Here is a 26,177-nt window from a genome sequence, read left to right as displayed (position 1 = left end):
ATTGAACTTTATCTATGAATAGTTAATGGGGCGATGAATTGGAAATTGCAATTGCATTTATAGTTTGTTTTTTATTATTAATTTATAGTTCAGTAAAAGGAATTTTTGTAGGATATACATTAATTATAGGACTATTAATATTTATAGCCTTAGCTTGCAAAAAAGGCTTTAAATTTATTGATGTTATACATATGGCCTATGCAGGAGGCAAGAAGTCTTTTATTGTACTTGAAATTTTCATATTAATTGGAGCAGTAACATCTACATGGATGGCCAGTGGAACAGTTCCAGCTATAGTTTATTACGGAATGCAGTTTTTAAATCCTAATATTTTTGTAGTTTATGTATTTTTGATAACAGCATTAGTATCATTTTTATTAGGAACCTCCTTTGGTACTGTTGGAACAGTTGGAGTAGCTTTTATGGTTATGGCAAGAGGAGGGCATGTTAATTTAAGCTTAACAGCAGGTGCAGTTCTTGCTGGAGCATATTTTGGCGATAGATGCTCACCAATGTCCTCTAGTGCTAATCTTGTGGCAAATATTACAACGACTGACTTATATATGAATATTAAAAATATGTTTAAGAGTTCGATAATACCTTTTATAATAGCATTTTTTATGTATCTAGTTTTTTCATTTAAATTTCCATTAAATGTTCAGGAAAGTGATATAAGTGCGGAAATTTTAAGAAGCTTTAATATAAGTTTTATTACCTTGGTGCCGGCAATTATAATATTAGTATTTTGTATATTTAAGATAAATGTGAAGATATCTATTTTAGTCAGTATAATTGCAGCCTGCACTATAAGTATTGTACTTGAACATAATTCAATGAGCCAGGTAATAAGGTATGTAATAGAAGGATATAGCATAGAAGATAATGATATTTTAGGCAGCATTATAAAGGGTGGCGGAGTATTATCTATGCTCAAATCTGCTTTAGTTGTATTTGTATCGTCTGCCTTTACAGGTATATTTGAAGGTACAAAAATGTTAACTAATTTAGAAGAAATAATAGATAAGTCTAAAGGCAGAGCAGGATGCTTTTTTACTACCGTTATAGTAAGTATTATTACAGCGGCTTTTGGCTGCAGTCAAGCACTTTCAGTAATTCTTACTCATATGCTAATGAAAAAGAATTACGAAGAAAATAATATAGATAAGGATCAATTGGCTTTAGATATCGAAAATTCGGCAATAATCATAGCACCGTTAATTCCTTGGAATATTGCTGTATTAGTGCCATTAACTACTCTTAATACAGGTTCAGGTGCTATTATTTATGCATTTTATTTATATTTAATTCCTATAATCAGTATTGTATATTTTAAATTAAATAGTATGAAAAAAACTGCAATTCAAAATCCAATATGAAATATCTCATATAGAAGCTTCATTAGAAAATCTAATGAGGTTTTTTTGTTACATTTAGTATAATAAGGCAGCTGCTTCATATTTAGCAGCTGCCTTATTTTCTAATGTTCCTGCAAGTTGTTTACAGATACTTCACGTGATTTTTTAGGGTTATTTAAGAAATGTATGCTGGCAGTATCTGAATTTTCATTCACATTTTCGATATAAATTGGTGTTCCATTATAAGTTACGTTAACCATAGTAGGTAAAGATGAAATTTCTTTTGCACGTTGTTTGTCCATTGATATTGCCTCCTTCTAATTTTTATTAACATACTTTATATTTTTACCAATTACCGTATTGAATATTCGTTATAATTTAAAAAGTTTATAAGTTAAGCAGAATTTTATTAATACTAATATTATAAAATTGCATTCAAATTTCATAATCAAAGTTAATCTTTTGGTAAATTTTAAGAAGGCAAAGAAAGTATCATAATTAAATTATTAATGGAAAAAATAAATTTATTGTAATAATCAATTTTTATTATGTGATTTAGAGCTATAGGAGGCTGAAGGAATGAAGATTTTAATAACAACAGATACGTATTCTCCTATAATAAATGGTGTTGTTACTTCAATTAATAATTTATATAGAGAATTAAAATGTAATGGACATGAGGTTAAGATTTTAACTTTGTCAAATACAGGGGATGAAAAGATAGATGGGGATGTGTATTATTTAAAATCAATTAAAGTTGGTATTTATCCTGATACAAGAATTATAAATATTATTTTACAAAATGGGCTTATTAAAAAAATTATTAAATGGAAACCAGATGTTGTTCATTCACAGACAGAATTTTCTATGATGTTAGTATCTAAATATATTTCTCGTAAATTAAATATTCCACATATACATACGTATCACACTATGTATGAAAACTATCTTAATTATTTATTTAAAGGAAAAATAATAAATAGAAATGCATGCGCTAAAATAATTAAGGTACTATTAAATAGTCTTGATAGTATTATAGCACCAACAGAAAAAACCAGAGATACATTAGTAAGTTATGGTGTTAAGAAACCTATATATGTAGTACCAACTGGAATAGATTTAAGCAGATTTAAACAGGAATTATCATTAGAAGAAAAGCAGAAAATTATGTCTGAATTAAATATTAATAGACAGGATAGGATTATAGCTTATATTGGTAGAATAGGGGAAGAAAAAAATATCAGTGAGCTTATAAGATTGATGCCTGGCGTTATAAAAGAGATTCATAATGTAAAACTTTTGATTGTTGGAGGAGGACCATATTTAAATAATTTAAAAAGTTTAGTCAAAAAAGATAAAATAGAAGAGAGAGTTATTTTTACAGGAATGATAAATCCCGAAGAGATTTATAAATATTATAAAATAGCAGAGGTATTTGTTACTGCATCATTTAGCGAAACCCAAGGTTTAACTTACGTGGAAGCTTTAAGCAGTGGATGTCCGGTGGTTTGTAAATATGATCCTTGCATAAATGGAGTAATTGAACAAGGGGAAAATGGCTTTTCTTATAAAGAAAAAGATGAATTTGCACATTATATAAAGAGAATATTAAGCGACATTAAGTTAAGAGATAGGATGAGTAAAGAAGCTGTTATTAATGCAAATAAATATTCTAGTGATAGTTTTGCAAGAAGTATTTTAGATAAGTACTTTTATGTTATAAATGCTAATAGGGAAAGTAGTATTTCTGTTGCAAAATTAGTGAATCCTAAACCACAAAAATAAAACATATAATTTGATTTCTATCAATATTAAATCTTATATATATGAAAGTATAAGATTTGTTTAAAAATAAATTTGGAATAATACTTACAGATTAAATTTACGAGCTTTTACGAGCTCTTTTTTTTTGCGTATCAATCACTTTTTATAAGTTTTTGCAGTAAGATGTATAAAAAACATTTTTAATTCTTTAATGTGGTTTAAAGGAAGTGGTAAGTTTAATGGATGATCCCAAGCATCATAAGAAAGTGAAAATAAAGAAGTTATTGTCTAAAAATATATTTAGGGTGTACTTGAATTAAATTTAACAGGGTGCACTCTAAAGATAAGGAGGGTGCGCAAAGTGCAATTTAGAAGTGTTTATTTAAGCAGGATATTGGATAGAAAAATATATACCTTGAATAATGAAGTTTTAGGAACATTAAAAGATCTGGCTGTTGATGTTAATTATAAAAATCCTAAAGTTACCATAGCTGTCATTAAAACAAAAAATGGAATAAAATTTATTGATTTTAATAACATAGATGTTTATAAAGACAAGAAACAGTATATGATGATTTGTAACAAGATTATAGGAAAAGAACTGGAAGATAGTTTGCTCTTAAACAAATATGTTTTAGATAAGCAAATTATAGATGTGAATGGAAGAAAGGTCGTTAGAGCTAATGATATTAGATTGATTATATTGGCTTCAGGCATGTTTATTGCTGCAGTAGATATTGGTCTGGAAGGTATTTTAAGACGAATTGGAATTGCCAAGCCATTAAAGAGAATAGGTGTAAAAGTATCTAGCAGACTAATGTTGTGGGGAGATATTGAAACAGCATATGCTTCAAGAGACATTTCTCTTTCAAAAACATATGAAAAACTTCATACCCTTCATCCATCTGATCTTGCGGATATTATTGAAGATTTTGATGCAAATACAGGAGCAATTATTTTTTCAAGTTTAGATACTGCAAAGGCGGCAGATGTCTTGGAAGAATTAGAAGAGGATGTACAAATAAGCCTGCTTAGAATTCTCTCTACAGATAAGGCCGCTGATATATTAGAGGAAATGCCAGCAGATGAAGCAGCTGACGTATTGGATGGCCTCAAAGAGGATAAGGCAGAAGAATTACTTAACAATATGGAAAAAGAAGCTTCAGATGAAATACGAGAGCTTATGGAATATGAAGAAGATTTGGTTGGAAGCCTTATGACTACTGATTTTGTTTCATGTCCAAGTCATTATACTGTAGCTGATGCGGTCAATGACATTAGAAAAGATCAAGAAGAAATTGAACAGTTTTACTATGTTTATGTTGTAAATGCAGTAAATAAACTTATTGGAGTAGTATCCTTAAAAGAATTAATTATTGCATCTCCTACTCAGAAGTTAGAAGAGATTATGAGTAAGAAAATTATATACATCCAGGATGAAGAAAAAATAAGCGATTTAATAAAAGATATAACAAAATATAACCTGCTTGCTATGCCCGTAGTTGATGAAAAAATTCATTTAATTGGAAGTGTAAGTTTAAATGATATTATGTTTGAAATAATTAAGCATAATAAAAAAGTTATATAGCAGGGAGGGGAAACAGTGAATGGGAAAAGAATAACATGGATAACAAATTTATTAATATTTTTTAGTATTCTAGGTCCAGGAATTATAACAGGCAGTGTAGATAACGATGCAGGTGGTATTACAACCTATTCGGTAGCTGGTGCAGCCTATGGATATAAACTGCTTTGGGCATTAATTCCCTGCTTCATTGTACTCGTTATAGTACAAGAGATGAATGCTAGAATGGGGATAGTAACAGGAAAGGGCTTAGCTGATTTAATTAGAGAAAATTTTGGAGTTAGGATAACTTTCTTCATTTTTATTGGATTAATTATTGCAGATATGGGGAATACAGCTACTGAGTTTGCTGGAATAGCCGGTAGTATGCAGATTTTTGGCGTGAGTAAATATATTTCTGTACCGTTTGCTGCTATTGCAGTGTGGATTTTAGTTGTAAAAGGTACTTATAAGACAACAGAAAAGCTATTTCTAGTTTTTAGTTTATTTTTGCTATCCTACATTGCCTCAGCATTTCTAGCAAAACCAGATTGGCATGAAATAGGCATCGCTTTAATTCATCCAACCATTGAAACTAACTTCGATTATGTAGATACCGTTGTTGGTATGATAGGAACTACTATAGCTCCATGGATGCAGTTTTATATGCAGTCAGCAGTCATAGAAAAGGGATTAAAGATAGAGGATTTTAAATATGAAGTTTGGGATGTTGTGGTTGGAAGCATTATTACAGTAATAGTTGCCTTTTTTATAATTGTAGCTTGTGGAGCAACTCTCAATAAAAGTGGAATTCAAATAGGAGAAGCTAAGGATGCCGCATTAGCATTGCAGCCTCTTGCTGGAGCTTTTGCTTCTGAAATTTTTGCATTTGGTCTTTTTATAGCTTCAATTTTTTCTGCAACAATATTGCCTTTAGCTACAGCCTTTTATATTTGTGAAGCCTTTGGTTTTGAAGCAGGGATAGACAAGTCCTTAAAAGAAGCACCTGAGTTTTTTACATTATTTACAATAATAATTTTAGTAGGAATCATAATAATTTTAATTCCAGGAGCACCACTTATTGAAATAACCTTAGGATCACAAGTAATAAATGGTATACTTTTGCCGGTTGTCCTAGTCTGCATGATGCTTATGGTAAATAATAAGGAAATCATGGGCGAATATGTTAACGGTAGAGTAAAGAATGCAATTGGTTGGATAACAATTATAGTGTTAATTGTATTAACACTTATCCTGACCCTTGAGCCTTTGGTAGCTATTTTCTTGAGTTAATTTTTGGAAGCAACAAAGTAAATATGCTTCCTATAGCAATTGACATATAATAGGTCAATATTCTCCATATAAAAATTGCTGTTATAATTATACCTTCTTTAAAGAACAAACCATAAATTAAGTAAAAACCACCTTCAGCGCCACCTTCAGCACCAGGGAGTGGGATAATTGCCATGAAATTTATTAAAAAGATTTGAGCAGCTATCATGGTTAATATATCGGCAGAATTAAAACCAAAACTTCTATAAATACAATATGGTATAGTAAAAAAAGCTAACCATTGAAGAATTGTAAAAATAGATGCCATAAGGCACATTTTTATATTTTTTGTTATTAGCAAGGTATTTTCATGAAAGTTTTCTAGTTCAGTCTCTATTTTTTTATAAAGTTCCTCAGGTTTCTTTAACAGTTTGAATTTTTCTAATAGTTTAAATATAAACATGAATATGCCTTTAGTTAATTTACTGCTAATTGAAAATACAATCATTAATGTCATGATTATTATATGTACAACGAAGCCAGAAACACAAAAGTATATAAAATAATTTACTCTTGAATTAAAATAACTAAACTTAAATAAAAATGCTAAAATTAAAATAATTATATTTACTAATTGATGTACTATAAATTTAATCATTAAAATTGAACCAGAAATTCCAGCTGGAATTCCATTTTCAGTCATTGCATATAACTGAGCAGGCTGGCTTCCAGCTGAAAATGGAGTAACAGCACCAAAATATTGTCCAATCATTTCAAACTTTAAACATTTTAAAAATAAATTATCTATATTATAAAACTTTTTAGTTATTATGTATAAGACGAGTGTTTCAAATAACCAAAACAGAAGTATGAGCACGAAAGAAAAGAGCAGCCATAAGAATATTAAAGTTTTTAAATCTTGAAATATAGAGTTTAAACCTTTCGTAAAAAGAAAGAATGATAAGAAAATGCAGGCAGAAATAATCATTGCAATTGAATTAAATATTTTATTTTTCATCTATATTACTCCTAATTTGAATTTTCTTACAGTATATTGAATCATAAAATTCTTTCCACATTTTTAAAACATAATCTTTAGAATAAAATTTATGGCATTCCCAGGAGTTATTGCACCAGGTCTCATAATTTTTACCTTTACTTTGCAAGGCAGTTATAATATCTTTAAATTCAATTATATTTTTCCCACGTAAATAATAATCAAATAAAATGTTATGATATATATCTAAATCTCTTAAAAGTACTGGGATTTTTAATGCCATAGCTTCGAGAATAGACATTGGAAACAGTTCATTATAAGAAGGTAAAAACATTAAATCACAAATATTATATATATCATTCATCTTATCTCTATCTATAATACCTAAAAATTTAACGTTAGGAGGCGAATTTGAAACAAGCTTTTTAAGTTCTGCATAACCATCAGTTATTGGACCAAAAGAAAATCCGCCTGCCCATATAAATTGAATATTAGGAAGGCTTTTGGAAACTTCAATAAAATCAGTAACACCTTTCCGAGTTTGGACTTGCCCAACTCCTAATACAACAAATTTTTTTAATGGTATATTGTATAAAGCTTTTATGGTGTTAATCCTTTCTTTATCATATCTATAAAAACTTTCTTCGGAAACAAAGTTAGGGATATAAGTTACCTTATGTTCATCTATTTTATAACGTTTAAGAATGTCGATAAAATATGGGTTAACTACTACTAAGTGATCAACGCTTTTGTAGAACCAAATTATATACTTATAGAATATTTTCTTTATTATAGCAGGCAGCTTTAGACTTTCTTCTATGGTTTCAGGAACAAAATGCACATAAGCCACACTTGTACCTAGTAATTTTGAAAAAGGAATGCTTAAAAAAAATTTTAAGTCAATAGTGTGGTAGTGGACAATGCCGTGTAAGTTAGAACTGTTTATTGTAACTTTATAATTGTCTTTAAGTCCATTTTTAACTAAATTAACTTGTTCTATATATGCTGATAGGACTCCTTGCCCTTTTACTTTATCAGCAGAAGAAAGCATATTAATTGTGTGCATAAAGATCTCCTTTCTTATTACAATCACTTAAGATGAACGTATTCTTTAATTATCATTAACTTAGTTTTTGTAATTTTTTATTATATATTCTGATTTTAAAATTATAATGAGGTGTCATTAGGCTTAATGGAAAAGTTTGACCTTAAAAGACAGAAATATTTTTGATTATGCCTTACTGGAGGTAACAAAAATATTTCTGATTTAAATTTAGAATAGTTATGAAATTATTAGTATTTACGTTCATTTATACATTTATCAATGCACATAGTACAACAATATTTATGATCAGGCTTACTATGAAAGCAACTACAGCAGGTAGAATGTTCAAATTGTATAGTAGAGTGATCTATATTAAATTTATCTTTTAATAAATGCTGAATATCATGTAATTTTGTTTCACAATTTTCAATAGTGCACTCCTTTATTGAGATGTGTGCTGTCATTGATAGGATCTCTTTAGATAAGCTCCATATGTGAATATCTGTAATCTCAATTATACCTCCTAAATCTTTAATAGATTTCTTTAAATCATCAATAGAAATTTCTTCAGGAGCGGCTTCTAGAAGAATTTTAATACATTCAAGGGCCATCTTGAAAGCATTTCTCAAGATAAGACAAGCGAGTATTGCACTTAGAAATGTATCAATGCCAGATAAATTGGTAAAGTAAATTATAATACCACCTATAAGTACACCAATATCTGATAATGCATCTCCGAGAAAGTGTAAAAATACGCTTCTCACATTCAAATTATTGGATCCATTCCCAAGATTAAATACTACTAGTGTGTTTACAGCTAGCCCTAGGATAGAGAAGATAATCATTCCTTGAGGGGCAATTTCTATGGGATTAAGATATCTGAGCACTGCCTCATAAAAAATATATATAGATATAAAAATTAATGAAATGTTATTTATGAATGCAGTGAATATACTAAATCTGGAGTAGCCAAAAGTGTATTTGTAATTAGCAGCCTTGGTTGCTATCTTTAGGCCCCAAAAGCTTATTAATAATGAAGCAATATCTGTTAAAAGATGCCAGCTGTCACTGAAGAGTGCAAGACTATTGGTTATAAAAGCACCTGTGAATTTTCCTAAAAAAATAATTGATACTCCAATTATTGTAAAGAATATTTTCTTCTCACTTTGTTTAAATATATGATTTTTCAACTGAGGTTTTTTTTCAATCATTTTACTAAGCTCCTAAGTTATGAAAGTATTTTATATTGTTATAGAAAGTTATTTTTCAATTAATAATGTATGATTTATCTAAAGAAGTGTTACGAGCATTGGAATTATAGTCGAATTCTTATATGTAGGTTAAAAAAATTAGATAATAGTATATTTTAAGTTCAAAATTGTAGAAAGTTTTACCGTTTTGTTTACAGAATTAATAGCATTGTATTTTTTTTCAAATATATGATATTATTTATACTAAAGTATTTTGTTTGGGGGACAAGTTATGAAAGCATTAAAGGTTATGTCGATAATTGGATTGGTATATATTCCGATTTGTTTCTTGATTATGTGCATGGCAGCTGGATTTACCCTAAGAGGTGCGCTTGCATGGGGAATATTAGGAATGTTTTATGCATTACCATTTTCAATTGTAGGTCTAGTCATATCAATTAATTTATTAAAAAGTAGAAGTGGAAATTTAAATATTGATATTATAGACAAATTAATTGATTTGAATGAATTAAAGGAAAAAAATATCATCAATGAAGAAGAAGTTAATAAAATAAAAGCACAATATTTCAATATGAGATATTAAGACGTGATTAATTAAGGTTAATTTTAAAGATGTTAATATGAGAGTATTTAAATGAATTGGGAGATGAATTATGAAAGCAGTAAAAGTTATGTCTATAATTGGAGTGATACTTTTATCCTTTTGCTTAATTTTATTATTTGCTGGTGAAGCTGGCTCGCGACGAACTACCGCTGAAGTTGCTGTGTTTTTTGGAGCAATAGGTTTAATTTATTCAATAGTATATGGAATTATAGTATTAGCGGCATCAACTAAGAAAAGCAATAGAAAGATTGCAGACGCAAGTCTTAACATAAAAGATCAGCTGATTAAATTAGGTTATTTAAGAGAAAAAGAAATCATAACTGAGCAGGAATTTAATCAATTAAAAGAAGAATATTTAAGTAAATTATATAGATAAACTAATACACCTTACAACATTTTTTATTGTCGGAATATAATAAAAGTAGAGAAAAAATTTATGTACAAATGAAATGTTGGAAGGGGAAAATCTCAATGAGAAAAATTAAGATAATAACAGATTCATCATGTGATCTATCTTATGAGATTATAAATTCTTTAGACATTGGTTATTTAGGACTAGAGTGTGAATTAGATGGAAAAAAGATTGTAGAAGACTGTGGACAAAGCCTTAGTTATAAAGAGTTTTATGAAAAGCTTCGAAATGGAGCTATGCCAAGGACAAGCCAAGTAAGTCCAATAAATTTTTCTAAAGAATTTGAGAAGTGGATAGGTAAAGATTATGATATTTTATATATAGGGTTTTCTTCAGCACTAAGTGGAACCTGCAATAGTGCACTTATTGCAAGAGAAGAAGTTTTAGAAATATATCCAGAATGTAAAATAATTATAATAGATACAAAAGCCGCTACTAGTGGGCAGGGATTATTGGTATATATAGCTGCAAAATTAAAAGAAGAAGGAAAAAGTATTGATGAAATTGCTCAGTATATAGAGGATAGAAAAAGAAATGTATATCACTTTTTTACAGTAAAAGATTTGAAGTATTTAGAACGAGGCGGAAGAATAAGCACTACATCAGCAATATTAGGTAAGGTTCTAAATATTAATCCTATTTTAACTGTTACTGAAGAGGGAACTTTAGAGTTTTTAGAAATGGTAAGAGGAGAAAAAAAGGTATTAAGAGAATTAGTTAAGAAAATTGAAAAAAATATTGATGGAGTAGATATTGATACGATTTTTGTTTCTCACGCTGATAATGAGGAAGCAGTTAAATATTTGTGTAAATTGATTAAGGAAAAATTTAACGTTAAGGATATTATAATAAATTATATGGGATTAGTAATAGGAAGTCACACTGGATATGGAGCAGTGGGAGTTTTTTTTATAGGAAAAGAAAAAAATAATATATGATATAGGAAAAACACAGTTATAGGTATACAACCTTAAACTTATACTTGTGTGGTAACTTACCGGAATCACATACATTTTTATTCCGCAGGACTTGTGAAATTTTCGCTGAAAGTTCTAAATGTGAGCATGCACCCATTTCTGCATGCTCCAGAAACAAGTTCGTGACAAGCAGAAACTGGAACAAGCTCACATTAAGAACTTTTAGCAGCTAAATTTCAAATGCCTGCTTCACAAAAATGTATGTGATTTCTAGTATAAGTACACAAAAAAATTTCTTATTTGATTGTGCCTTAAATAAGAAATATATGATCAATTAAATGAAAACTATAATGGATTTCTATCTACTAATTTTTTATATTTGTATTTTGGATAACCAACCATTTTTAAAGCCTTTTGGAGCAATGGCTAAAATGAACTCATAAATACTAGAAACTCCTCATACTCAAGTGCTTGAGCACTTAAGTAATCTTGGAAGTTTCTGATTATATATCTGTCTGAGCTTGTCAAAATAATATTTTTACACCATTTCTTATAATTATCATATCTGTAACGTGCAGCTTCTGACGATAGAGCACAATATGTCTCAATATCATAAGGAGATCTTACATTCAGCTTGTGTAGTATTATTGGGTTAGATAGTAATAAGCCGGTAAAATAATTCGCTTCAGATTCTCTAAATTTATAATCTTCTTCAGTTAAAGATTCACAAAATATCTTTGTAGATTTTGAATAATGTTCACATAAAATATGACCTAATTCGTGGGATAAAGTCCATCTAATCCGCTCTTCAGATTTATAATCTAAGTCATTATAATAAATTATATATTTATCTAATGGTTTGAAATAATCAGTACAGCCTTCATCTGAATTTAATAATTCAAAAGTTTCTTCTTTAGTTAGATTGTGGTCAAGCATGAATTGATGATAAGAAACTATTTTTATGTTATTGAAAGAACTTATTATTTCAATTATGTCTATAGGAAATTTAAGGATATTTAATTTTATATAAATGTCATTAACTATGCGCTTAATATATTTGTATCTAATCGTCAAAGTATTCATCAAAAGCAGACCTTAAAATTTTCATCATTTTTTCTTTATTCTTAGGATCCATTTTTCTTCTAGCTCTTTCAATTCTTCTAATATCATTATCTTCAATAATAGATTCATTATCCTTCAGAATAATTTCTGCTTCATCTTTGTCATCGGAAAGTAAATAATCAACAGTAGTGTTTAGAGTATTAGCAAGCTTAATTAAAGTGTCATTACTAGCACCTTGCTTATTGCTTTCTATCATTCCAATTGTAGATTGACTTAAACCAATTGTTTCAGCTAACTTTTGCTGTGTAATTTTCATTTTCTTCCTAAGTAATTTTACTTTGTCGCCTAACATAATAAATTCACCTCTTTATGATAATTTTATCATAGTGACCGATATAATCAATAGGGAATTTGAAAAAAGCTTAGATATTTCCAGTAAATTATATAGTTAATCCTATATATAATTGATGGATTAATTGGTTAATTGTGTTACAATAATTGGTAAGATGAAATTTGATTGGGTTTATGAAGACGGAGGGTGAAAATTATGATAATTTCGAAGAGCAAAGAGGAAAAGTATTGTACAGAAGTTTCTAATGAAAATACATTCATTATATCTGATGTAACAAAAGAAAAAGGGGGAAGCGGTGAATATTTTAGACCTCATGATTTGCTATGTGCTGGACTTGCGTCCTGTCTTAATATCACAACTAGAATGGTGTTGGAACGTAAAAAAATAACATATGAAAATGTAATTGTTAAGGTGGACTTAGATAGAAGTGATGAGGAGAAAACGAAATTTATCTATGATATTGATATTATAGGTGATATTTCAAAGGAAACAAAAGAACTTATAATTAACATAGCAAAGAACTGTCCAGTAAAAAACACTTTATCAAAAGAAATAGAATTTGCCCAAGCGAGCAGATAGTGCTAAAAATGCTATAGAAAAATCCATATTGAAACAATGCCTGCAATTGATGAACCGATAATATTAGATATCATATCAAAATTTGTGTCCTTTAGTCCATGTTGGTTATTTGAAGTTGTAATAGAATCTGCAATGAATTCGTAAATTTCAAAAATACAGCCAAGTGAAATACCTATTGCTGCTACAAAGACTCCAATATAAAATTTTGATGAGACTATAGGCATAGCAATTTTATGCAAAATAGAATAATAGAAAAGTGCAAATGAAAAAGCACCAAATGCATGTAGAAATCTATCATAATGTTTAGATTTATTATAAACATATAGATATTTACCAATAAAGCTATTACCAATAAGAGTTATTAAAACCATAAGAATGATTAAAAGATTAACTTGAAAATTTAGCATATATTGTGATATTAAAAACGCTAAATAAAATACATAAGTGGCTATGTGTTCAGGAAGTAAAGTATATCTTTTTTTTACTATTGCAGCAATTCCGATAAATAACATGATTGCAGAAAAAATTACAGTCATAATTAATAATAAAAAACTATATCCCATTAAGCCACCTCATAATAAATTAATTTTAATATTATTATTTACCTATATAGCCTTATTTATTCTAAATATATTTAGGAGGAAGATATGAGAGAAGAAAAAGAAATAAAGATCAAATATGTACATACCAACATTATTGCAAAGGATTGGAAAAGAGTATCTTTGTTTTACCAACGTGTTTTTGGCTGCAAACCAGTAGCACCTGAGCGTAATTTGCAAGGTGAATGGCTTGATAAATTAACAGGGATTAAGAGTGCCCATATTACAGGAGAGCATTTAACGTTACCAGGATATGAAGAAGAGCTACCAACATTAGAGATTTTCTCATATGATAATATGGATTATGAGAGTAAAAAAGTACTAAATGGTGTAGGACTTGCTCACTTAGCGTTTGAGGTTGATGATGTTTTAGAAGTATTGGAAAAAATAAAGCGAGAAGGAGGTGGGCAAGTAGGGCAATTAGTAAAAACAGAATATCCTAATAATGTAATAGCAACGTTTGTTTATGCAAAAGATATTGAAGGAAATATTATAGAACTGCAAAGCTGGAAAAAATAAAAATTCTATTTATAAAAAATGTTATAATTAAATATAAGTAAATAAGAGTTTGCTTTATATATTGATTCATTTTTTATCAATAAGTATAGGCCTAGGAAGTTGCTTGATTGTATTGGATTTAGGTGTACTATATAGGTATAATTAATAAAATTCCAAATAATAAAGAACTTGTTAGAATTGATTTTGGTAATAAATAATTGAATTTTAACAAATATATTGTATTTATATATGTTGAAATAATAAAATTACATTTAGGATGTCTATCAGCTAAGCAAATATCTAAATGTTAAATGTAGAAAATCAATTGTAATATTATATATATTTATAGCGTACATAGGAGGAAAAATGACGAAAAAAAGAGCAATAATAATGGTTTTATTAATAAGCATGCTATCAGGTGCTTTTTATGCTTACAAGATTAATGTAGATTCAAGGGGATATATTAATGAGATGATAAATAAAGTTGAAGGCAAGACTTTAAATTCAAAATTTGAAACAAAGATTAAATCAGGCAATTTATCTACTGATTATAATATAGATCAGGTACTTAAAGATATAGATAAATTTAAGATAAATACCTTAAATGTTCCAGTAGTTATAAATATCGATACTAGGACTTCAAGCGATATGGCAATAGACAAAGGTAGTGAAAAACGAGCTATAGAGTTAATTGAAAAGCTTAGATTTAAAAAGATAAACATAATACTTGAACCATATCCATGGATAGAAAATGGAAGCGTTGGAGAAACAGATTGGCAGCCTGATAATATTAATAATTTCTTTTATAATTGGGAAACAAACGTTCTAAATAATTTAATTAAAGATGTAGCTGTACCATATCATGTGGATGCACTGAATGCAGGAACAAGTTTTGTACATATGGAAGCAAATGAAGGGTATATGTGCGATATGATAGATTATGTTAAGGCACGCTATAAGGGTTTGGTAACTTATAGGACAAATTTCTGGATTACAGCAGCTGATTTTGCACCAGAATATACTGAAAAATATAAGGAAAAACTAAATAATAAAGTATTTTCAAAAGTAGATTTTATTTCTATAGCAGCTTATTTTGAGCTTACAGAAAATGATACAAATACGGTAGATAATTTAACAAAAGCCCTTGAAAGTTCAACAAAGTTTAATAGGAAACAGGATATAAAGCAGGAAATAAAAAATTTCTATGATAAATGGAATAAACCAATTTTCTTCGGAGAATTAGGATTCCCAAGAACTAATAAAGCTTCTGTAGAGCCACACAACCCTTTAGTGTCTAATATTGTGAATAATCAGGAACAAGCAAATTGTTTTTCAGCCTATAAAAATGAATTTCAAGATGAACCTTGGCAGCTTGGATTTTCAGTATTTGCAATTGGGGAAACTAGCAGCGATAAGAGATATTATCCAAGTGAAGAAAGTGCAGAAGTTATTAAAAGCTGGTACGCAAATTAATTAAGACATACCTTATAAATTCTTTATATAAAAGTAAAGTTAGTAAGACTAAGGATAATCACAACCTAAATGATATGAAACCTATAAGTATGATATAATTAATATATACAAGAAAAATATAATTTCATATGTGCTTAATAAGCGGAAGGGGGATGATTCATGAGAAGTAAATTAAAACATGCTTTTGCTGACATTAATAGGATTTTTTTTATGATATTAGGTTCAATTCTAGTATCAATAGCCTTGGAAACATTCTTGATACCCAATAATATTATTGATGGTGGTATGACAGGAATATCCATTATGGCAAATCACTTGACAAATATTCCATTAGGAGTATTTATATTTATATTTAATTTGCCTTTTGTTATTATAGGTTATAGACAGATAGGAAAGACATTTGCTCTTTCAACTGTTTTTTCAGTAATATGTTTGTCTATAGGAGTTTCATTATTTACACCTGTTCCTGGAGTAACGCAAGATATACTTCTAGCAACTATATTTGGAGGGATTATTTTAGGAGTTGGAGTAGGTTTGATTATAAGAAATGGTGGTTCATTAGACGGAACTGAAATTATTGCTATAATTTTAGATAAGAGAAGTGCATTTTCTATTGGTGAAATAGTTATGTTCTTCAATTTATTTATACTTGGAAGTTCTGGATTAATATTCGGCTGGGATAGAGCCATGTATTCTTTAATAGCATATTTTATTGCTTTTAAAACAATAGATATTACTGTAGAAGGACTCGATGAATCAAAAGCAGTAATCATAGTGTCTGAAAAAAATAAAGATATTTCTGATGCGATAATAGCAAGGCTTGGAAGAGGTGTTACCTTTTTAGAAGGTAAAGGGGCGTATAGCGGAAATGAAATGAACGTTATATATGTGGTCTTATCAAGGCTTGAAATAGCAAAGTTGAAAAGTATTGTAAATGGCTTTGATGAGGATGCACTAATTACAATTAGTAGTGTTGATGGTGCAGGTAAAAAATATAAGAAAAAAGCCATACATTAAAATATATCTAAAATACATGTTAGTATTAAGTAATTATGAATTTGAGTATCGTATTTTGTAGAATGCGATACTTTTGCTTTTAAAATATTATAATATACAAATAATGAAGAATTTAATTGAGGATGCATAGATTATATGTACTGGAGGTAAAAATGCTTATTGAAGACAAAATAATAGAAAGCAAAGGACTAACCTGGAAACTTCGTTGTCCAATAAAAACTGATGCATACAAATTAGCTGAATTAAGGGTTAAAATCGATGGAGAAACAGAATACCTTGATAGGGAACCAGGGGAAGGTTTACTTACTCCAGAAGATTTTGAAAAAATTATTCATGAAGATAATACGTCAGAAAGGACATTATTTTTATTAGCGGAGGTTAATAATAGAATTGTTGGCTTTACTCGTTGCGAAGGAAATAAGCTAAATAGGTTCAAACATAAGGCCGAGTTTGGTATATGCATAGAAAAAGAATATTGGAGCTATGGAATTGGTAAAGTCCTAATAGAAAATGTGTTAAAAACTATGGATAGTGTTGGAATCAAAAAAATCTCATTAACTGTAGTACAAACAAATACTAAAGCAATTCAATTATATAAAAAATATGGCTTCGTAGAAGAAGGTATATTAATAAACGACCGTATCCATAAAGATGGAAAATACTACAATACAGTCATAATGGGACGAGTACTATGAGATCTTAATTGGATAAATGATTAAGTAGATATAAACATTTAAATTTGTATGTGAATAGAATTAGAAATAAGCATATATAATTTTGGCTCAACATCAAAATATGTTCTTGACAGCTTAAGCTGTCAAGAAATGGTTATTACATTCTAATAAAATTCTTCCTTTGTAGTAGTCTTTATTCCTTGTAAAATAGTGTCTGCGTTGAATTGCTTTAATTTTACCGTTTCTACCTTCAACAGCGGCATTGGTATATCTACAATGATGATAGTTAATTATTTCTTGTCTCCAGTTTTCAAAAGTAACCAAAGCACGTTCTACCTCAGGTATATTTAGTGAATGTCCTTTTTTACACCATTTATCAAATACATTTGTTGCCTGTATAACACTTGAACAACAGTCATACCACTCAATAAGTTCCTCTTTCCACTCATATACTGCTTTTAGGTCAGGTGATAATGACAACAACTGCTGGAGCATCTCAACCTCTTTTGATGTAAGATATTCATTCCGTTTTTCAAGTACTGATTTATTTCTTTTCAATACTGTCCGTGCCGCAGGAGTTAAATCACAACTTATGCGTTTTCTTACGCCTCTAAGAGCTTCCATAGCATAGCTATTAACATGAAACCTATCCGCAATACGTATAGCATCTGGGTATACTTCTTTTGCAAATGTGTGATAATATGGAGCCAAATCCATTACTATAGCAAAAGGTCGGAGCTCAAAAAGTTCTGGATTTACAGTCTTATGACTTCTAAGCTCTTCAAGTTTTCTTCCTGGAATTATTTCAAGTAATGTTCCGTTACGAAGGTCATGAATTCCAGTATTATAACTATGTCCTTTCCTTATAGCAAAATCATCCATTCCAAGTATAAGCTTGTTAGTGTTAGAACTTTCTAATATAACTTTTGCTTGCAATTGTGGAACAACATAGTCAATATAATTTTTATATATTCTTTCAACTGTAGAATATGGTATTTTCAATGTTCTAGCACAGTGAATAACCGTTGCTCCTGGTACTTTAGTTGCAATAAACTCTTGAAATTCATTAGTATAACGACTCTTTCCAGTCAGGAATGAATATTGCCATGAAAAAGAGGCATTACAATCCTTACAGGACATTCTTATTTTAGGAACCTTTAATATTACCTCGTTTTGAAATATAGGAAGATGCCTTACTCTTCTAATTCCAGATGAGCCTCGTCTTATTATTTTAAAACTCTTACAGCACGGACAAGGTTGAGTATATTCTGTAGGTTGGATTTCAATACAAATTCTATCTTCAAAACCATAGATAAAATTGATAACATTTATTCCTTGTAAATTTAATATATTAGTGATATCCTGTAATTGCATTTAAACTCCTTCAATTCTATTGGATTAGTCACTTATAGAATACAGGAATTTGAATGCATTTTTCATTTAATTTTATAATTATTTTATGTCAAGCACAGTTTTTAGTGTTGAGCCATAATTTTTTTATATTCATTTAACTTAATCTTGTATATAAACTAAAAGAAGAAATACATGTTTGTGGAGTAGGCATTTGAAAATAAGCTGCTAAAAACACTTAAAGGAAGGTTGTTCAAAATTAGCTTGTCAAACTTAAGTTGGAGCATGCTAATTTTTGTGCAACCTTCCTTTTAGTGTTTTCAGCGATATTTTCATAGTCCTACGTAATAAACATGTATTTCTTCTTGATTAATATACGCTTAAGTTTAGTTACCACTTTGCATGTCTAGTATTTTGTAGATTGCTTTTGCTACACCGTGTTCTATGTTACTTGCAGTTATATATTTCGCAGCTTGTTTTATTTCTGGAATAGCATTTTCCATAGCAAAGGAATTTGGAAATTCAACAAACATAGAATAATCATTCGAACTATCTCCTAAAATAGCTACTTCTTCTTTCTTTATATCAATTCCTTCTGCAACCTTTGCTAAGATGCTTCCTTTTGTTGCATTAATATGGTTGATTTCAATATTAGTAATAAAGCTTGAGGATACAGCTAGTCCATCTAATTTGTTCAACTCTTCTTTTAGAACATTTATTTCATCTATAGATTCAGCAAAAGAAACTAGCTTACCTATTTTAATATCAGCGTCTAAAAATTCATCTAAATTTGTTATGTAATTCATCTTTACAAAATGAGGACTATTTACAGCATATTTGTAAATTTCATCTGGATCTGTTAGATATGAGTGCATAGTCTTTGTTCTTTTTATCATTCCATTTAATGTTTTCTCTCTAGAGCTTGTTGTATAGTATCCATTGTCAGTGTATATCTCTACTGATAAGTTATCATACTTTGATAGTACCTTTAAAATCTCTATAGTCTTGTTTTTAGAAATATAGATTCCAGCAACAGTTTTACCGGAAACATCTTTGTATTCTCCACCGTTTAATACAACGCATTCGCATTTTACATCATATTTATCCAAAATTGGCTTAACATCATCATAAGCTCTGCCAGTTGCAATGGCAAACTTTATTCCATTTCTCTGAGCTAGTTTTATAGCTTCAATATTTTCTTTTGATATCTTTCCATTAAGACCTATCAAGGTCCCGTCCATATCAGATGCAATTAATTTTATCATTTCTAAATCTCCTAACGTAGTTTTTTTACTAATGCATTTAAATATTACACTTAGGCACAATCAAATAAATAGCAAGTTCATTTGCCGGCCTATTTTCCATCATCCTACGTCGGCAACTTGACCTAATAGCCCCTCTATGATGTTAAGTTACCTCCTTGCCTGATGAAAAATATTCAAGGCAACCTTGGACCTGTTATTTATTTTCATGTGCCTTAAATTGCAGCTTTGTATTTATTATATCATTAATTTTTACAATTCACTTATTTTATAAGTAATGGTATTATTTACTTATGGTATATAATAGTTGTTTTGGTATAAATTCTATTTAAGGCATGGAGGAAAAAGATGAGCAGAATAAATAATGAAAGAATCATATTATATTTGATGAGACATGGACAAACTATTTTAAATAAAGCTGGAAGAACTCAAGGCTGGTGTGATGGAGTTTTAACCAAGGAAGGTGTTGATGTAGCTGTAAATGCTGGTCTTGGACTTAGTGATGTTAAGTTTAAGTCCGTTTATAGCAGCGATTTAGGAAGAGCTGTAAAAACAGCCAGAATTGTTATAAAGGAAAATAAAGCAAGCAGAGATTTACAACTAAGGGAACTTGAAGGGCTAAGAGAAGTATGCTTTGGTAAATATGAAGGAGAACGAGAAGAGGTAATGCGTAATGATATATTAAATTATCTTAATGTAACGTCCTTTAAGGAGGCGGAGGAAAAATATCATTTCCAAAAGGAATATTGTAATTCTTGTGCTACCCTAGATGACACAAAAGTAGCGGAAAGTTATGAGGTGGCAATAAGCAGAGTGATGAAAACTTTAGAGCGAATATGTATAGAGAATTCAAATGACGGCGGAGGAAATGTCCTTATAGTAGCACATGGAGGAATTATCAGATTAATTATTGACTATTTGGACAAGAGCTTTGATATACGAAATATGGATAATTCAAGTGTATCTAAAGTCATATATGAAAATGGAAGTTTTAATGTTGAATCTGTAAATGATAATAGTTATAGCGAACGAGGTAAGTTAATTAAAAGTTTAGGAGGAGAGAAGAGTGAAAATTATCGCAAAAAGTCCCTATGATCCTGAGGCAGTAAATTTATTGGAGGAATTATCTAAAAGTTTAGAAGACATAACAGGTAGTACTGGGAAGCAGTCTTTTGATTTTAGTGATGTTTGTGTTCCGCGTTCTGTATTTGTAGTTGCATATGATGATGGTGGAGAAGCTATAGGCTGCGGTGGTATACGTCCAATTAATGAGAGTACTGCTGAAGTGAAACGGATGTTTTCTAAAGTAAAAACAAAGGGGGTTGGGAGTGAAATCTTATTCTATTTAGAGAATGAGGCTATAAGATTTGGATATTCTGTTTTGTGGGTTGAAACTCGAATAATAAATGAAGCCGCAGTATCATTTTATAGGAAAAATGGATATGTTCAAATCCATAATTACGGTAAATATGCTAATGATTTAAGGGCAATTTGTTTTGAAAAGAAGATAGGTTTATAAATATATTTTTAAGCGATGAAGTAATTATATGGTATATGGTAGAATAAAATTTTATTAGATATAAATTTGTTTAAGAAGGGACTTTTAGTGGATTCTAATATTATATTATTAGTAATACTTGCAGCATCAATACTTGGAAAAGCTAATTCAGTAGCTATTGCAACATCTATATTATTGATTATTAAACTTGTAAATCTAGATAAATATATATTCCCTGTTATAGAAGACAGTGGAATGACACTAGGGTTAATATTACTTATTGCTGCTATTTTAATTCCAATTGCAGATGGAAAGTATACAGCTATAAATATTAAAAATGTTCTTGCGTCATGGATTGGTATAGCGGCATTGATAATTTCTCTTTTCACTACTTACTTAAGTGGCCTAGGCCTTCAATATCTTACAGTTCAGGGTCATGGTGATGTAATGCCAGCCTTAATATTAGGAGCAGTAATTGCTTCTGCATTTTTAGGTGGAGTTCCAGTTGGTCCTTTAATTACTTCAGGAATGCTCGCTTTAGGTGTTAAATTGTTACATAGGTGATAAAAGAATTTAAAAAACACATGAAGAGAACTAAAGAAATATATATAAAGCCAGGTGTTATTTTAAACTAATTAGAGAAAAGAAGAGATAATTAACGCTAGTAAAAATGATGGCTAAGAGCTCTAAACTTGATTATTTCAGCATTATATAATATAATCAAATTAGATAACAAATGAATATAATTAGATTCGGTTGGGCAAATTCTACGATTTGCTTTCAAGCAATTTAGTTTCTGGGGTGGGAAACTCTTTTTGAGTATTCCCACCTTTTTTGTGCTTTAATTTTTTGATGTTATTTGAAAAACTATTTTTGGGGGAAAATATTTATGTAGAAAGAAGGAGATAATATATGAAAGATAAAATTAAAAATAAAGTTATTAGTCCATTTCTAAAGTTTTTTAAAAGTGAATCATCTAGTGGGTTGATACTTTTAGCATGTGCTATAATTGCGATTATTATTGCAAATTCAAGCTTAGCTGAGAGTTATGAAAACATACTTCATTCGTATATAACAATTGGTTACAAGGAAGTTTCAATATCCATGTCAGTTCTCCATTGGATTAATGATGGATTCATGGCTATATTTTTCTTGGTAGTTGGAATGGAAATAAAGAGAGAAGTAGTGTACGGAGAGCTCAAGTCATTTAAGAAGACAATACTTCCAATATCAGCAGCCATAGGAGGAATGATTGTACCAGCAATTATTTATGCATTATTTAATTATAATAGAGCAAGCATTTCTGGATGGGGAATTCCTATGGCAACAGATATTGCATTTGCTTTAGGAGTACTTTCATTAGTAGGAAAAAAAGCACCAAAGGGAATAGTAGTATTCCTTACAGCGTTAGCTATAGTTGACGATCTAGGAGCTATTATAGTAATTGCAGTATTTTATACGAGCCAAATTTCCTTAAGTGCATTAATTATGGCTATGGGTATCTTAATTGCTCTTATATTAGCCAATAAATTTAATGTTAAATTTCCAGCTGTGTATATTATTTTAGGTATATTATTATGGATATGTGTTTTAAAATCAGGAATACATTCAACAATAGCTGGTGTATTACTTGGGATGACTTTGCCTATAGGAGAAAATATTCATAAATTTAAAGATTCTATACTGCATAAATTTGAAGAAACATTAACCCCTTGGTCTAGTTATTTGATAATGCCAATATTTGCTCTAGCTAATTCAGGTATAACTATCGATATAAACAGTTTTTCAGTGGCTATAGTGGAGCATGTTAGTTTGGGAATAATATTTGGTTTATTTTTTGGTAAGCAGATAGGTATATTTGTGACCTCATATATTTTAGTTAAATTAAAGATAGCTAAACTTCCAGCTAATGTAACTAAGAGGCATTTATATGGTGCAAGTGTTCTTGGAGGAATTGGATTTACTATGTCTATCTTTGTTGCATCATTATCATTTACAGATGAAGCTATATTGTCTATGGCGAAAATAAGTATAATAATTGCTTCTATTTTAGCAGCAGCATTCGGAGCAGTAATTTTCAAGTTTATAGAAATCAAAGGAAAGCAATAGAATTATTTAGAAAAATAGTGTATAATCAAAGAAACGTTTACAATTTAAAATGGCATGTTTATCTATAAAAATTGGAGGAAAACAATATGGTTTTAGACATAGTTAAAACTGATAGTAAAAATGTTGATTTTATTAAACTTATAAAATTATTAGATGAAGACCTTAATGAAAGATATGGGGAATTGCAAAAACAATACGACAAGCATAATGAGCTAGATTTTATTAAAGATGTTATAATAATTTATAAAGATGATATACCTGCTGCGTGTGGAGCTTTTAAGGAATATGATGCTGATACTATAGAGCTAAAGCGGATATTTGTAACAAAGGATAATAGAAGACAGGGATTATCTAAATTGATAGTCAGAAAACTTGAGGAGCTTGGAAACAGCAGTGGCTATAAATATGCAGTATTGGAAACAGGAATAAAGCAAATTGAAGCGATTAATTTATATAAAAACACTGGATATACAGTCATCGAAAATTATGGATCCTATGCAGGAAATTCTAATAGTGTATGTATGAAGAAGAACTTATAATGAGGAATTAGTATATAAGATTTAAAAGTATATGATAAATAAGAATAATGCATAAATAGGATTTTATTTAATAATGAAATACAAAAAATAGCATTATAGATTTTTGAGGGAGAAGAAAATGAATTTAATTAGAGATTACAGAAGTGATGCAGCAACTTTGGCTACATTGCATATGAGGCAGGCTATGGCCGATGCAGAAGTAGGAGATGATTTTAATGGGGAAGATCCTACAGTAAATTGCTTAGAAAAAAGAAGTGCTGAACTGTTTGGAAAAGAGGCTGCATTATTTGTTATTTCTTGTACTATGGCTAATCAGATTGCAATTATGGCCTCGACGAATCATGGGGATGAGGTGTTAGTTGGTGAAGAATCACATATCTATAATATGGAAACAGGGGGGCTCTCTGCACTTGCAGGAGTGCAGACTAGAGCTCTTAGAAGTTTAGATGGAAGGTTTGATTTTCAAGATGTTCAAAAGTCAATTAGAAAACATGGACTACAAACACCTATAACAAAAGTATTGTGCTTAGAAAATACATATGATTTAAATAAAGGTATTCCTTTATCTAAAAAATATATTTCAGAAATGTGTGAATTAGCACATAAAAATGATTTGCAGGTTTTTTTAGACGGAGCTAGAATATTCAATGCAGCAGCGGCTCTAAAAGTTGAGCCTAAGATATTATGCGAAGATATAGACATGATGCAGTTTTCCCTATGTAAGGGCTTAAGTGCGCCAGTAGGAGCAGTTCTTCTTGGGACAAAGGAATTTATTGAGAGAGCACGGAGAATGAGGCAGAGAATGGGCGGCGGATTAGCGCAGGCAGGACATATGGCAGCAGCTGGCGTGGTTGCACTCGAAACAATGATTGACAGAATAGAAAATGATAATATAAATGCTAAGAAGTTAGCAATGGGGCTTGCTAGCGTAAATGATAAGATGGTTGATGTTGAAAAAACTTTAACTAACATTGTTAAAATGGATCTTAAAACTACTGGAAAAGATTCATATTATATTAGCAGTGTTTTAGAGGAACATGGAATAAAAATAAAAATAATAGATTCAACAACCTGCAGGTTTGTAACTCACAGAGGAATTACAGCAGAAGATATTGAGGAAACTATTGAAATAATAAAAAGCACACTTATATAGTAAATTAATGATGAAAGGTATTATAGGTATTAATCATATTTTGCATTAAACTGAAAGGATACATATGAATATTATTATTGAATTAGGAAGTGTAAATGATATTGATGAATTGGAACAGCTTTATGATGATTTAAATGATTATTTGGCAGGAGGAATAAATTATCCTGGATGGAGAAAAGGAATGTATCCTGTTAGGCAAAATGCTATTGATGGAGTTAATAATAAAAATCTATATGTAGCAAGGTATAATGGGAAAATTGTAGGCTCACTTATCTTAAGCAATAGACCAGAAACAGCATATTATACAGTAAAGTGGGCTTTTGAGTCTGATTATTCTGATGTTCTTGTAGTATACACATTTGCAGTACATCCGGATTTCTTAAAATCTGGTATAGGTAGGGCATTAATAAATTTTTCTATTGAACATGGAAATATGTTACATACTAAAGCAATTCGTTTAGATGTTTATGAAAAGAATATGCCTGCAATAAGGCTATATGAAAAATGTGGATTTAAGTATGTGGACACAGTTGATTTAGGGCTTGGAGATTATGGTTTAGATTGGTTCAAGCTTTATGAAAGAATACTGTGATATAAAGTATAAAAAAGAATCATGTCTAGTATCTAAGGCATGGTTCTTTTCTATATTTAAGAGGAGTATGTATTATGTGAGAAGAACACGTTTTATTAGAACAGAAATATAAAGTCAATGGTTTAAAGATGAATTTAATGAAGAGAACAATAAGGTATCACATTTAGCGTTGTTTCTACATGAAAAAGTAGCTGGAACAGGAAGATTATTGCCCGGGAAAAGTAACTCTAATTATATGATTCCAATCAAAGATCATATAATTAGAGCTGCCAGTTAGAG

At 29.7% G+C, this 26,177-nt stretch carries 28 protein-coding genes and 1 other annotated feature; of the genes, 19 read left to right on the top strand and 9 right to left on the bottom strand.

Going from position 1 to position 26,177, the window contains the following annotated elements:
- Positions 1-38: 38 nt before the first annotated feature.
- Complete coding sequence (locus CDLVIII_RS22315) at positions 39-1,376, top strand: Na+/H+ antiporter NhaC family protein (protein WP_009171743.1); 1,338 nt, start codon at positions 39-41, stop codon at positions 1,374-1,376.
- A 101-nt stretch (positions 1,377-1,477) separates the two neighbouring features.
- Here CDLVIII_RS22315 and CDLVIII_RS22310 read toward each other — a convergent pair whose 3' ends face one another.
- Positions 1,478-1,657, bottom strand: a complete 180-nt coding sequence (locus CDLVIII_RS22310) for an H-type small acid-soluble spore protein (RefSeq protein ID WP_009171742.1) — start codon at positions 1,655-1,657, stop codon at positions 1,478-1,480.
- Positions 1,658-1,934: 277 nt separating this feature from the next.
- On the opposite strand from CDLVIII_RS22310, the gene CDLVIII_RS22305 reads away from it, so the two are divergent.
- The 3 genes from CDLVIII_RS22305 to CDLVIII_RS22295 all read left to right on the top strand — a co-directional run bounded on the left by CDLVIII_RS22305 (position 1,935) and on the right by CDLVIII_RS22295 (position 5,976).
- The gene (locus tag CDLVIII_RS22305) at positions 1,935-3,140 is read left to right on the top strand and encodes a glycosyltransferase family 4 protein (protein WP_009171741.1); all 1,206 of its coding nucleotides are present in this window, start codon (positions 1,935-1,937) and stop codon (positions 3,138-3,140) included.
- Positions 3,141-3,480: 340 nt separating this feature from the next.
- A complete protein-coding gene (locus CDLVIII_RS22300) occupies positions 3,481-4,707 on the top strand; it encodes a CBS domain-containing protein (RefSeq protein ID WP_009171740.1) in 1,227 nt (408 codons plus the stop codon).
- A 15-nt stretch (positions 4,708-4,722) separates the two neighbouring features.
- Entirely contained in the window at positions 4,723-5,976 is a 1,254-nt protein-coding gene (locus tag CDLVIII_RS22295) for an Nramp family divalent metal transporter (protein WP_009171739.1), read from the top strand.
- Here the strand turns inward: CDLVIII_RS22295 and CDLVIII_RS22290 are convergent.
- From CDLVIII_RS22290 to CDLVIII_RS22280, 3 genes are all read right to left on the bottom strand, one after another.
- Complete coding sequence (locus CDLVIII_RS22290) at positions 5,960-6,973, bottom strand: lysylphosphatidylglycerol synthase transmembrane domain-containing protein (protein WP_009171738.1); 1,014 nt, start codon at positions 6,971-6,973, stop codon at positions 5,960-5,962. The two genes, CDLVIII_RS22295 and CDLVIII_RS22290, sit on opposite strands and share 17 nt — an antisense overlap.
- Positions 6,963-8,018, bottom strand: a complete 1,056-nt coding sequence (locus CDLVIII_RS22285) for a glycosyltransferase (protein WP_009171737.1) — start codon at positions 8,016-8,018, stop codon at positions 6,963-6,965. Before CDLVIII_RS22285 ends, CDLVIII_RS22290 begins: the two co-directional genes overlap by 11 nt.
- Positions 8,019-8,245: 227 nt before the next feature.
- The gene (locus CDLVIII_RS22280; RefSeq protein WP_009171736.1) at positions 8,246-9,208 is read right to left on the bottom strand and encodes a cation diffusion facilitator family transporter; all 963 of its coding nucleotides are present in this window, start codon (positions 9,206-9,208) and stop codon (positions 8,246-8,248) included.
- 271 nt (positions 9,209-9,479) lie between these two features.
- Between CDLVIII_RS22280 and CDLVIII_RS22275 the strand changes: the two genes are divergently transcribed.
- The 3 genes from CDLVIII_RS22275 (at position 9,480) to CDLVIII_RS22265 (ending at position 11,162) form a co-directional block, all read left to right on the top strand.
- Positions 9,480-9,791: a hypothetical protein gene (locus CDLVIII_RS22275; RefSeq protein ID WP_009171735.1), complete on the top strand. Its 312-nt coding sequence runs from the start codon at positions 9,480-9,482 to the stop codon at positions 9,789-9,791.
- 70 nt (positions 9,792-9,861) lie between these two features.
- Entirely contained in the window at positions 9,862-10,188 is a 327-nt protein-coding gene (locus CDLVIII_RS22270) for a hypothetical protein (protein ID WP_009171734.1), read from the top strand.
- A 95-nt stretch (positions 10,189-10,283) separates the two neighbouring features.
- A complete protein-coding gene (locus CDLVIII_RS22265) occupies positions 10,284-11,162 on the top strand; it encodes a DegV family protein (RefSeq protein ID WP_009171733.1) in 879 nt (292 codons plus the stop codon).
- 405 nt (positions 11,163-11,567) lie between these two features.
- On the opposite strand, the gene CDLVIII_RS22260 is transcribed toward CDLVIII_RS22265, so the two are convergent.
- Together CDLVIII_RS22260 and CDLVIII_RS22255 are read right to left on the bottom strand one after the other, a co-directional pair.
- Entirely contained in the window at positions 11,568-12,077 is a 510-nt protein-coding gene (locus tag CDLVIII_RS22260) for an ImmA/IrrE family metallo-endopeptidase (protein WP_242835793.1), read from the bottom strand.
- A gap of 127 nt (positions 12,078-12,204) precedes the next feature.
- The gene (locus CDLVIII_RS22255; protein WP_009171731.1) at positions 12,205-12,555 is read right to left on the bottom strand and encodes a helix-turn-helix transcriptional regulator; all 351 of its coding nucleotides are present in this window, start codon (positions 12,553-12,555) and stop codon (positions 12,205-12,207) included.
- A 195-nt stretch (positions 12,556-12,750) separates the two neighbouring features.
- Here CDLVIII_RS22255 and CDLVIII_RS22250 point away from each other — a divergent pair, with 195 nt between their 5' ends.
- Complete coding sequence (locus CDLVIII_RS22250; protein WP_009171730.1) at positions 12,751-13,134, top strand: OsmC family protein; 384 nt, start codon at positions 12,751-12,753, stop codon at positions 13,132-13,134.
- 11 nt (positions 13,135-13,145) lie between these two features.
- On the opposite strand, the gene CDLVIII_RS22245 is transcribed toward CDLVIII_RS22250, so the two are convergent.
- Positions 13,146-13,697, bottom strand: a complete 552-nt coding sequence (locus CDLVIII_RS22245) for a hypothetical protein (RefSeq protein ID WP_009171729.1) — start codon at positions 13,695-13,697, stop codon at positions 13,146-13,148.
- Between the two features lie 84 nt (positions 13,698-13,781).
- On the opposite strand from CDLVIII_RS22245, the gene CDLVIII_RS22240 reads away from it, so the two are divergent.
- The 4 genes from CDLVIII_RS22240 (at position 13,782) to CDLVIII_RS22225 (ending at position 17,416) form a co-directional block, all read left to right on the top strand.
- A complete protein-coding gene (locus CDLVIII_RS22240) occupies positions 13,782-14,252 on the top strand; it encodes a VOC family protein (RefSeq protein WP_009171728.1) in 471 nt (156 codons plus the stop codon).
- Positions 14,253-14,597: 345 nt separating this feature from the next.
- Positions 14,598-15,704: a hypothetical protein gene (locus tag CDLVIII_RS22235; protein WP_009171727.1), complete on the top strand. Its 1,107-nt coding sequence runs from the start codon at positions 14,598-14,600 to the stop codon at positions 15,702-15,704.
- A 210-nt stretch (positions 15,705-15,914) separates the two neighbouring features.
- On the top strand, positions 15,915-16,721 hold the full coding sequence (locus CDLVIII_RS22230) for a YitT family protein (RefSeq protein ID WP_085959829.1): 807 nt from the start codon (positions 15,915-15,917) through the stop codon (positions 16,719-16,721).
- Between the two features lie 152 nt (positions 16,722-16,873).
- The gene (locus CDLVIII_RS22225) at positions 16,874-17,416 is read left to right on the top strand and encodes a GNAT family N-acetyltransferase (RefSeq protein ID WP_009171725.1); all 543 of its coding nucleotides are present in this window, start codon (positions 16,874-16,876) and stop codon (positions 17,414-17,416) included.
- Between the two features lie 114 nt (positions 17,417-17,530).
- Here CDLVIII_RS22225 and CDLVIII_RS22220 read toward each other — a convergent pair whose 3' ends face one another.
- A complete protein-coding gene (locus tag CDLVIII_RS22220) occupies positions 17,531-18,769 on the bottom strand; it encodes an ISL3 family transposase (RefSeq protein WP_009167586.1) in 1,239 nt (412 codons plus the stop codon).
- Between the two features lie 362 nt (positions 18,770-19,131).
- Entirely contained in the window at positions 19,132-20,010 is an 879-nt protein-coding gene (locus CDLVIII_RS22215) for a Cof-type HAD-IIB family hydrolase (protein WP_009171724.1), read from the bottom strand.
- A 345-nt stretch (positions 20,011-20,355) separates the two neighbouring features.
- Here CDLVIII_RS22215 and CDLVIII_RS22210 point away from each other — a divergent pair, with 345 nt between their 5' ends.
- From CDLVIII_RS22210 to CDLVIII_RS22180, 7 genes are all read left to right on the top strand, one after another.
- Positions 20,356-21,102: a histidine phosphatase family protein gene (locus tag CDLVIII_RS22210; RefSeq protein ID WP_009171723.1), complete on the top strand. Its 747-nt coding sequence runs from the start codon at positions 20,356-20,358 to the stop codon at positions 21,100-21,102.
- Entirely contained in the window at positions 21,074-21,526 is a 453-nt protein-coding gene (locus tag CDLVIII_RS22205; RefSeq protein ID WP_009171722.1) for a GNAT family N-acetyltransferase, read from the top strand. Before CDLVIII_RS22210 ends, CDLVIII_RS22205 begins: the two co-directional genes overlap by 29 nt.
- 87 nt (positions 21,527-21,613) lie before the next feature.
- Positions 21,614-22,069, top strand: a complete 456-nt coding sequence (locus CDLVIII_RS22200; protein ID WP_009171721.1) for a DUF441 domain-containing protein — start codon at positions 21,614-21,616, stop codon at positions 22,067-22,069.
- 190 nt (positions 22,070-22,259) lie between these two features.
- Positions 22,260-22,316 (top strand) — a sequence feature (sodium ion sensor (DUF1646 type); this cis-regulatory element may regulate processes involved in with the transportation of sodium ions).
- 101 nt (positions 22,317-22,417) lie between these two features.
- On the top strand, positions 22,418-23,614 hold the full coding sequence (nhaA, locus tag CDLVIII_RS22195) for a Na+/H+ antiporter NhaA (protein WP_009171720.1): 1,197 nt from the start codon (positions 22,418-22,420) through the stop codon (positions 23,612-23,614).
- 86 nt (positions 23,615-23,700) lie between these two features.
- Positions 23,701-24,153: a GNAT family N-acetyltransferase gene (locus tag CDLVIII_RS22190; RefSeq protein ID WP_009171719.1), complete on the top strand. Its 453-nt coding sequence runs from the start codon at positions 23,701-23,703 to the stop codon at positions 24,151-24,153.
- A gap of 118 nt (positions 24,154-24,271) precedes the next feature.
- Positions 24,272-25,306: a GntG family PLP-dependent aldolase gene (locus tag CDLVIII_RS22185; RefSeq protein WP_009171718.1), complete on the top strand. Its 1,035-nt coding sequence runs from the start codon at positions 24,272-24,274 to the stop codon at positions 25,304-25,306.
- A 64-nt stretch (positions 25,307-25,370) separates the two neighbouring features.
- Positions 25,371-25,898, top strand: coding sequence for a GNAT family N-acetyltransferase (locus CDLVIII_RS22180; RefSeq protein ID WP_009171717.1), 528 nt, complete (start codon positions 25,371-25,373; stop codon positions 25,896-25,898).
- Positions 25,899-26,177 lie beyond the last annotated feature (279 nt).

Source organism: Clostridium sp. DL-VIII (assembly GCF_000230835.1).
Lineage (GTDB): Bacteria > Bacillota > Clostridia > Clostridiales > Clostridiaceae > Clostridium.
This window is presented reverse-complemented; position numbering and strand designations above follow the sequence as displayed.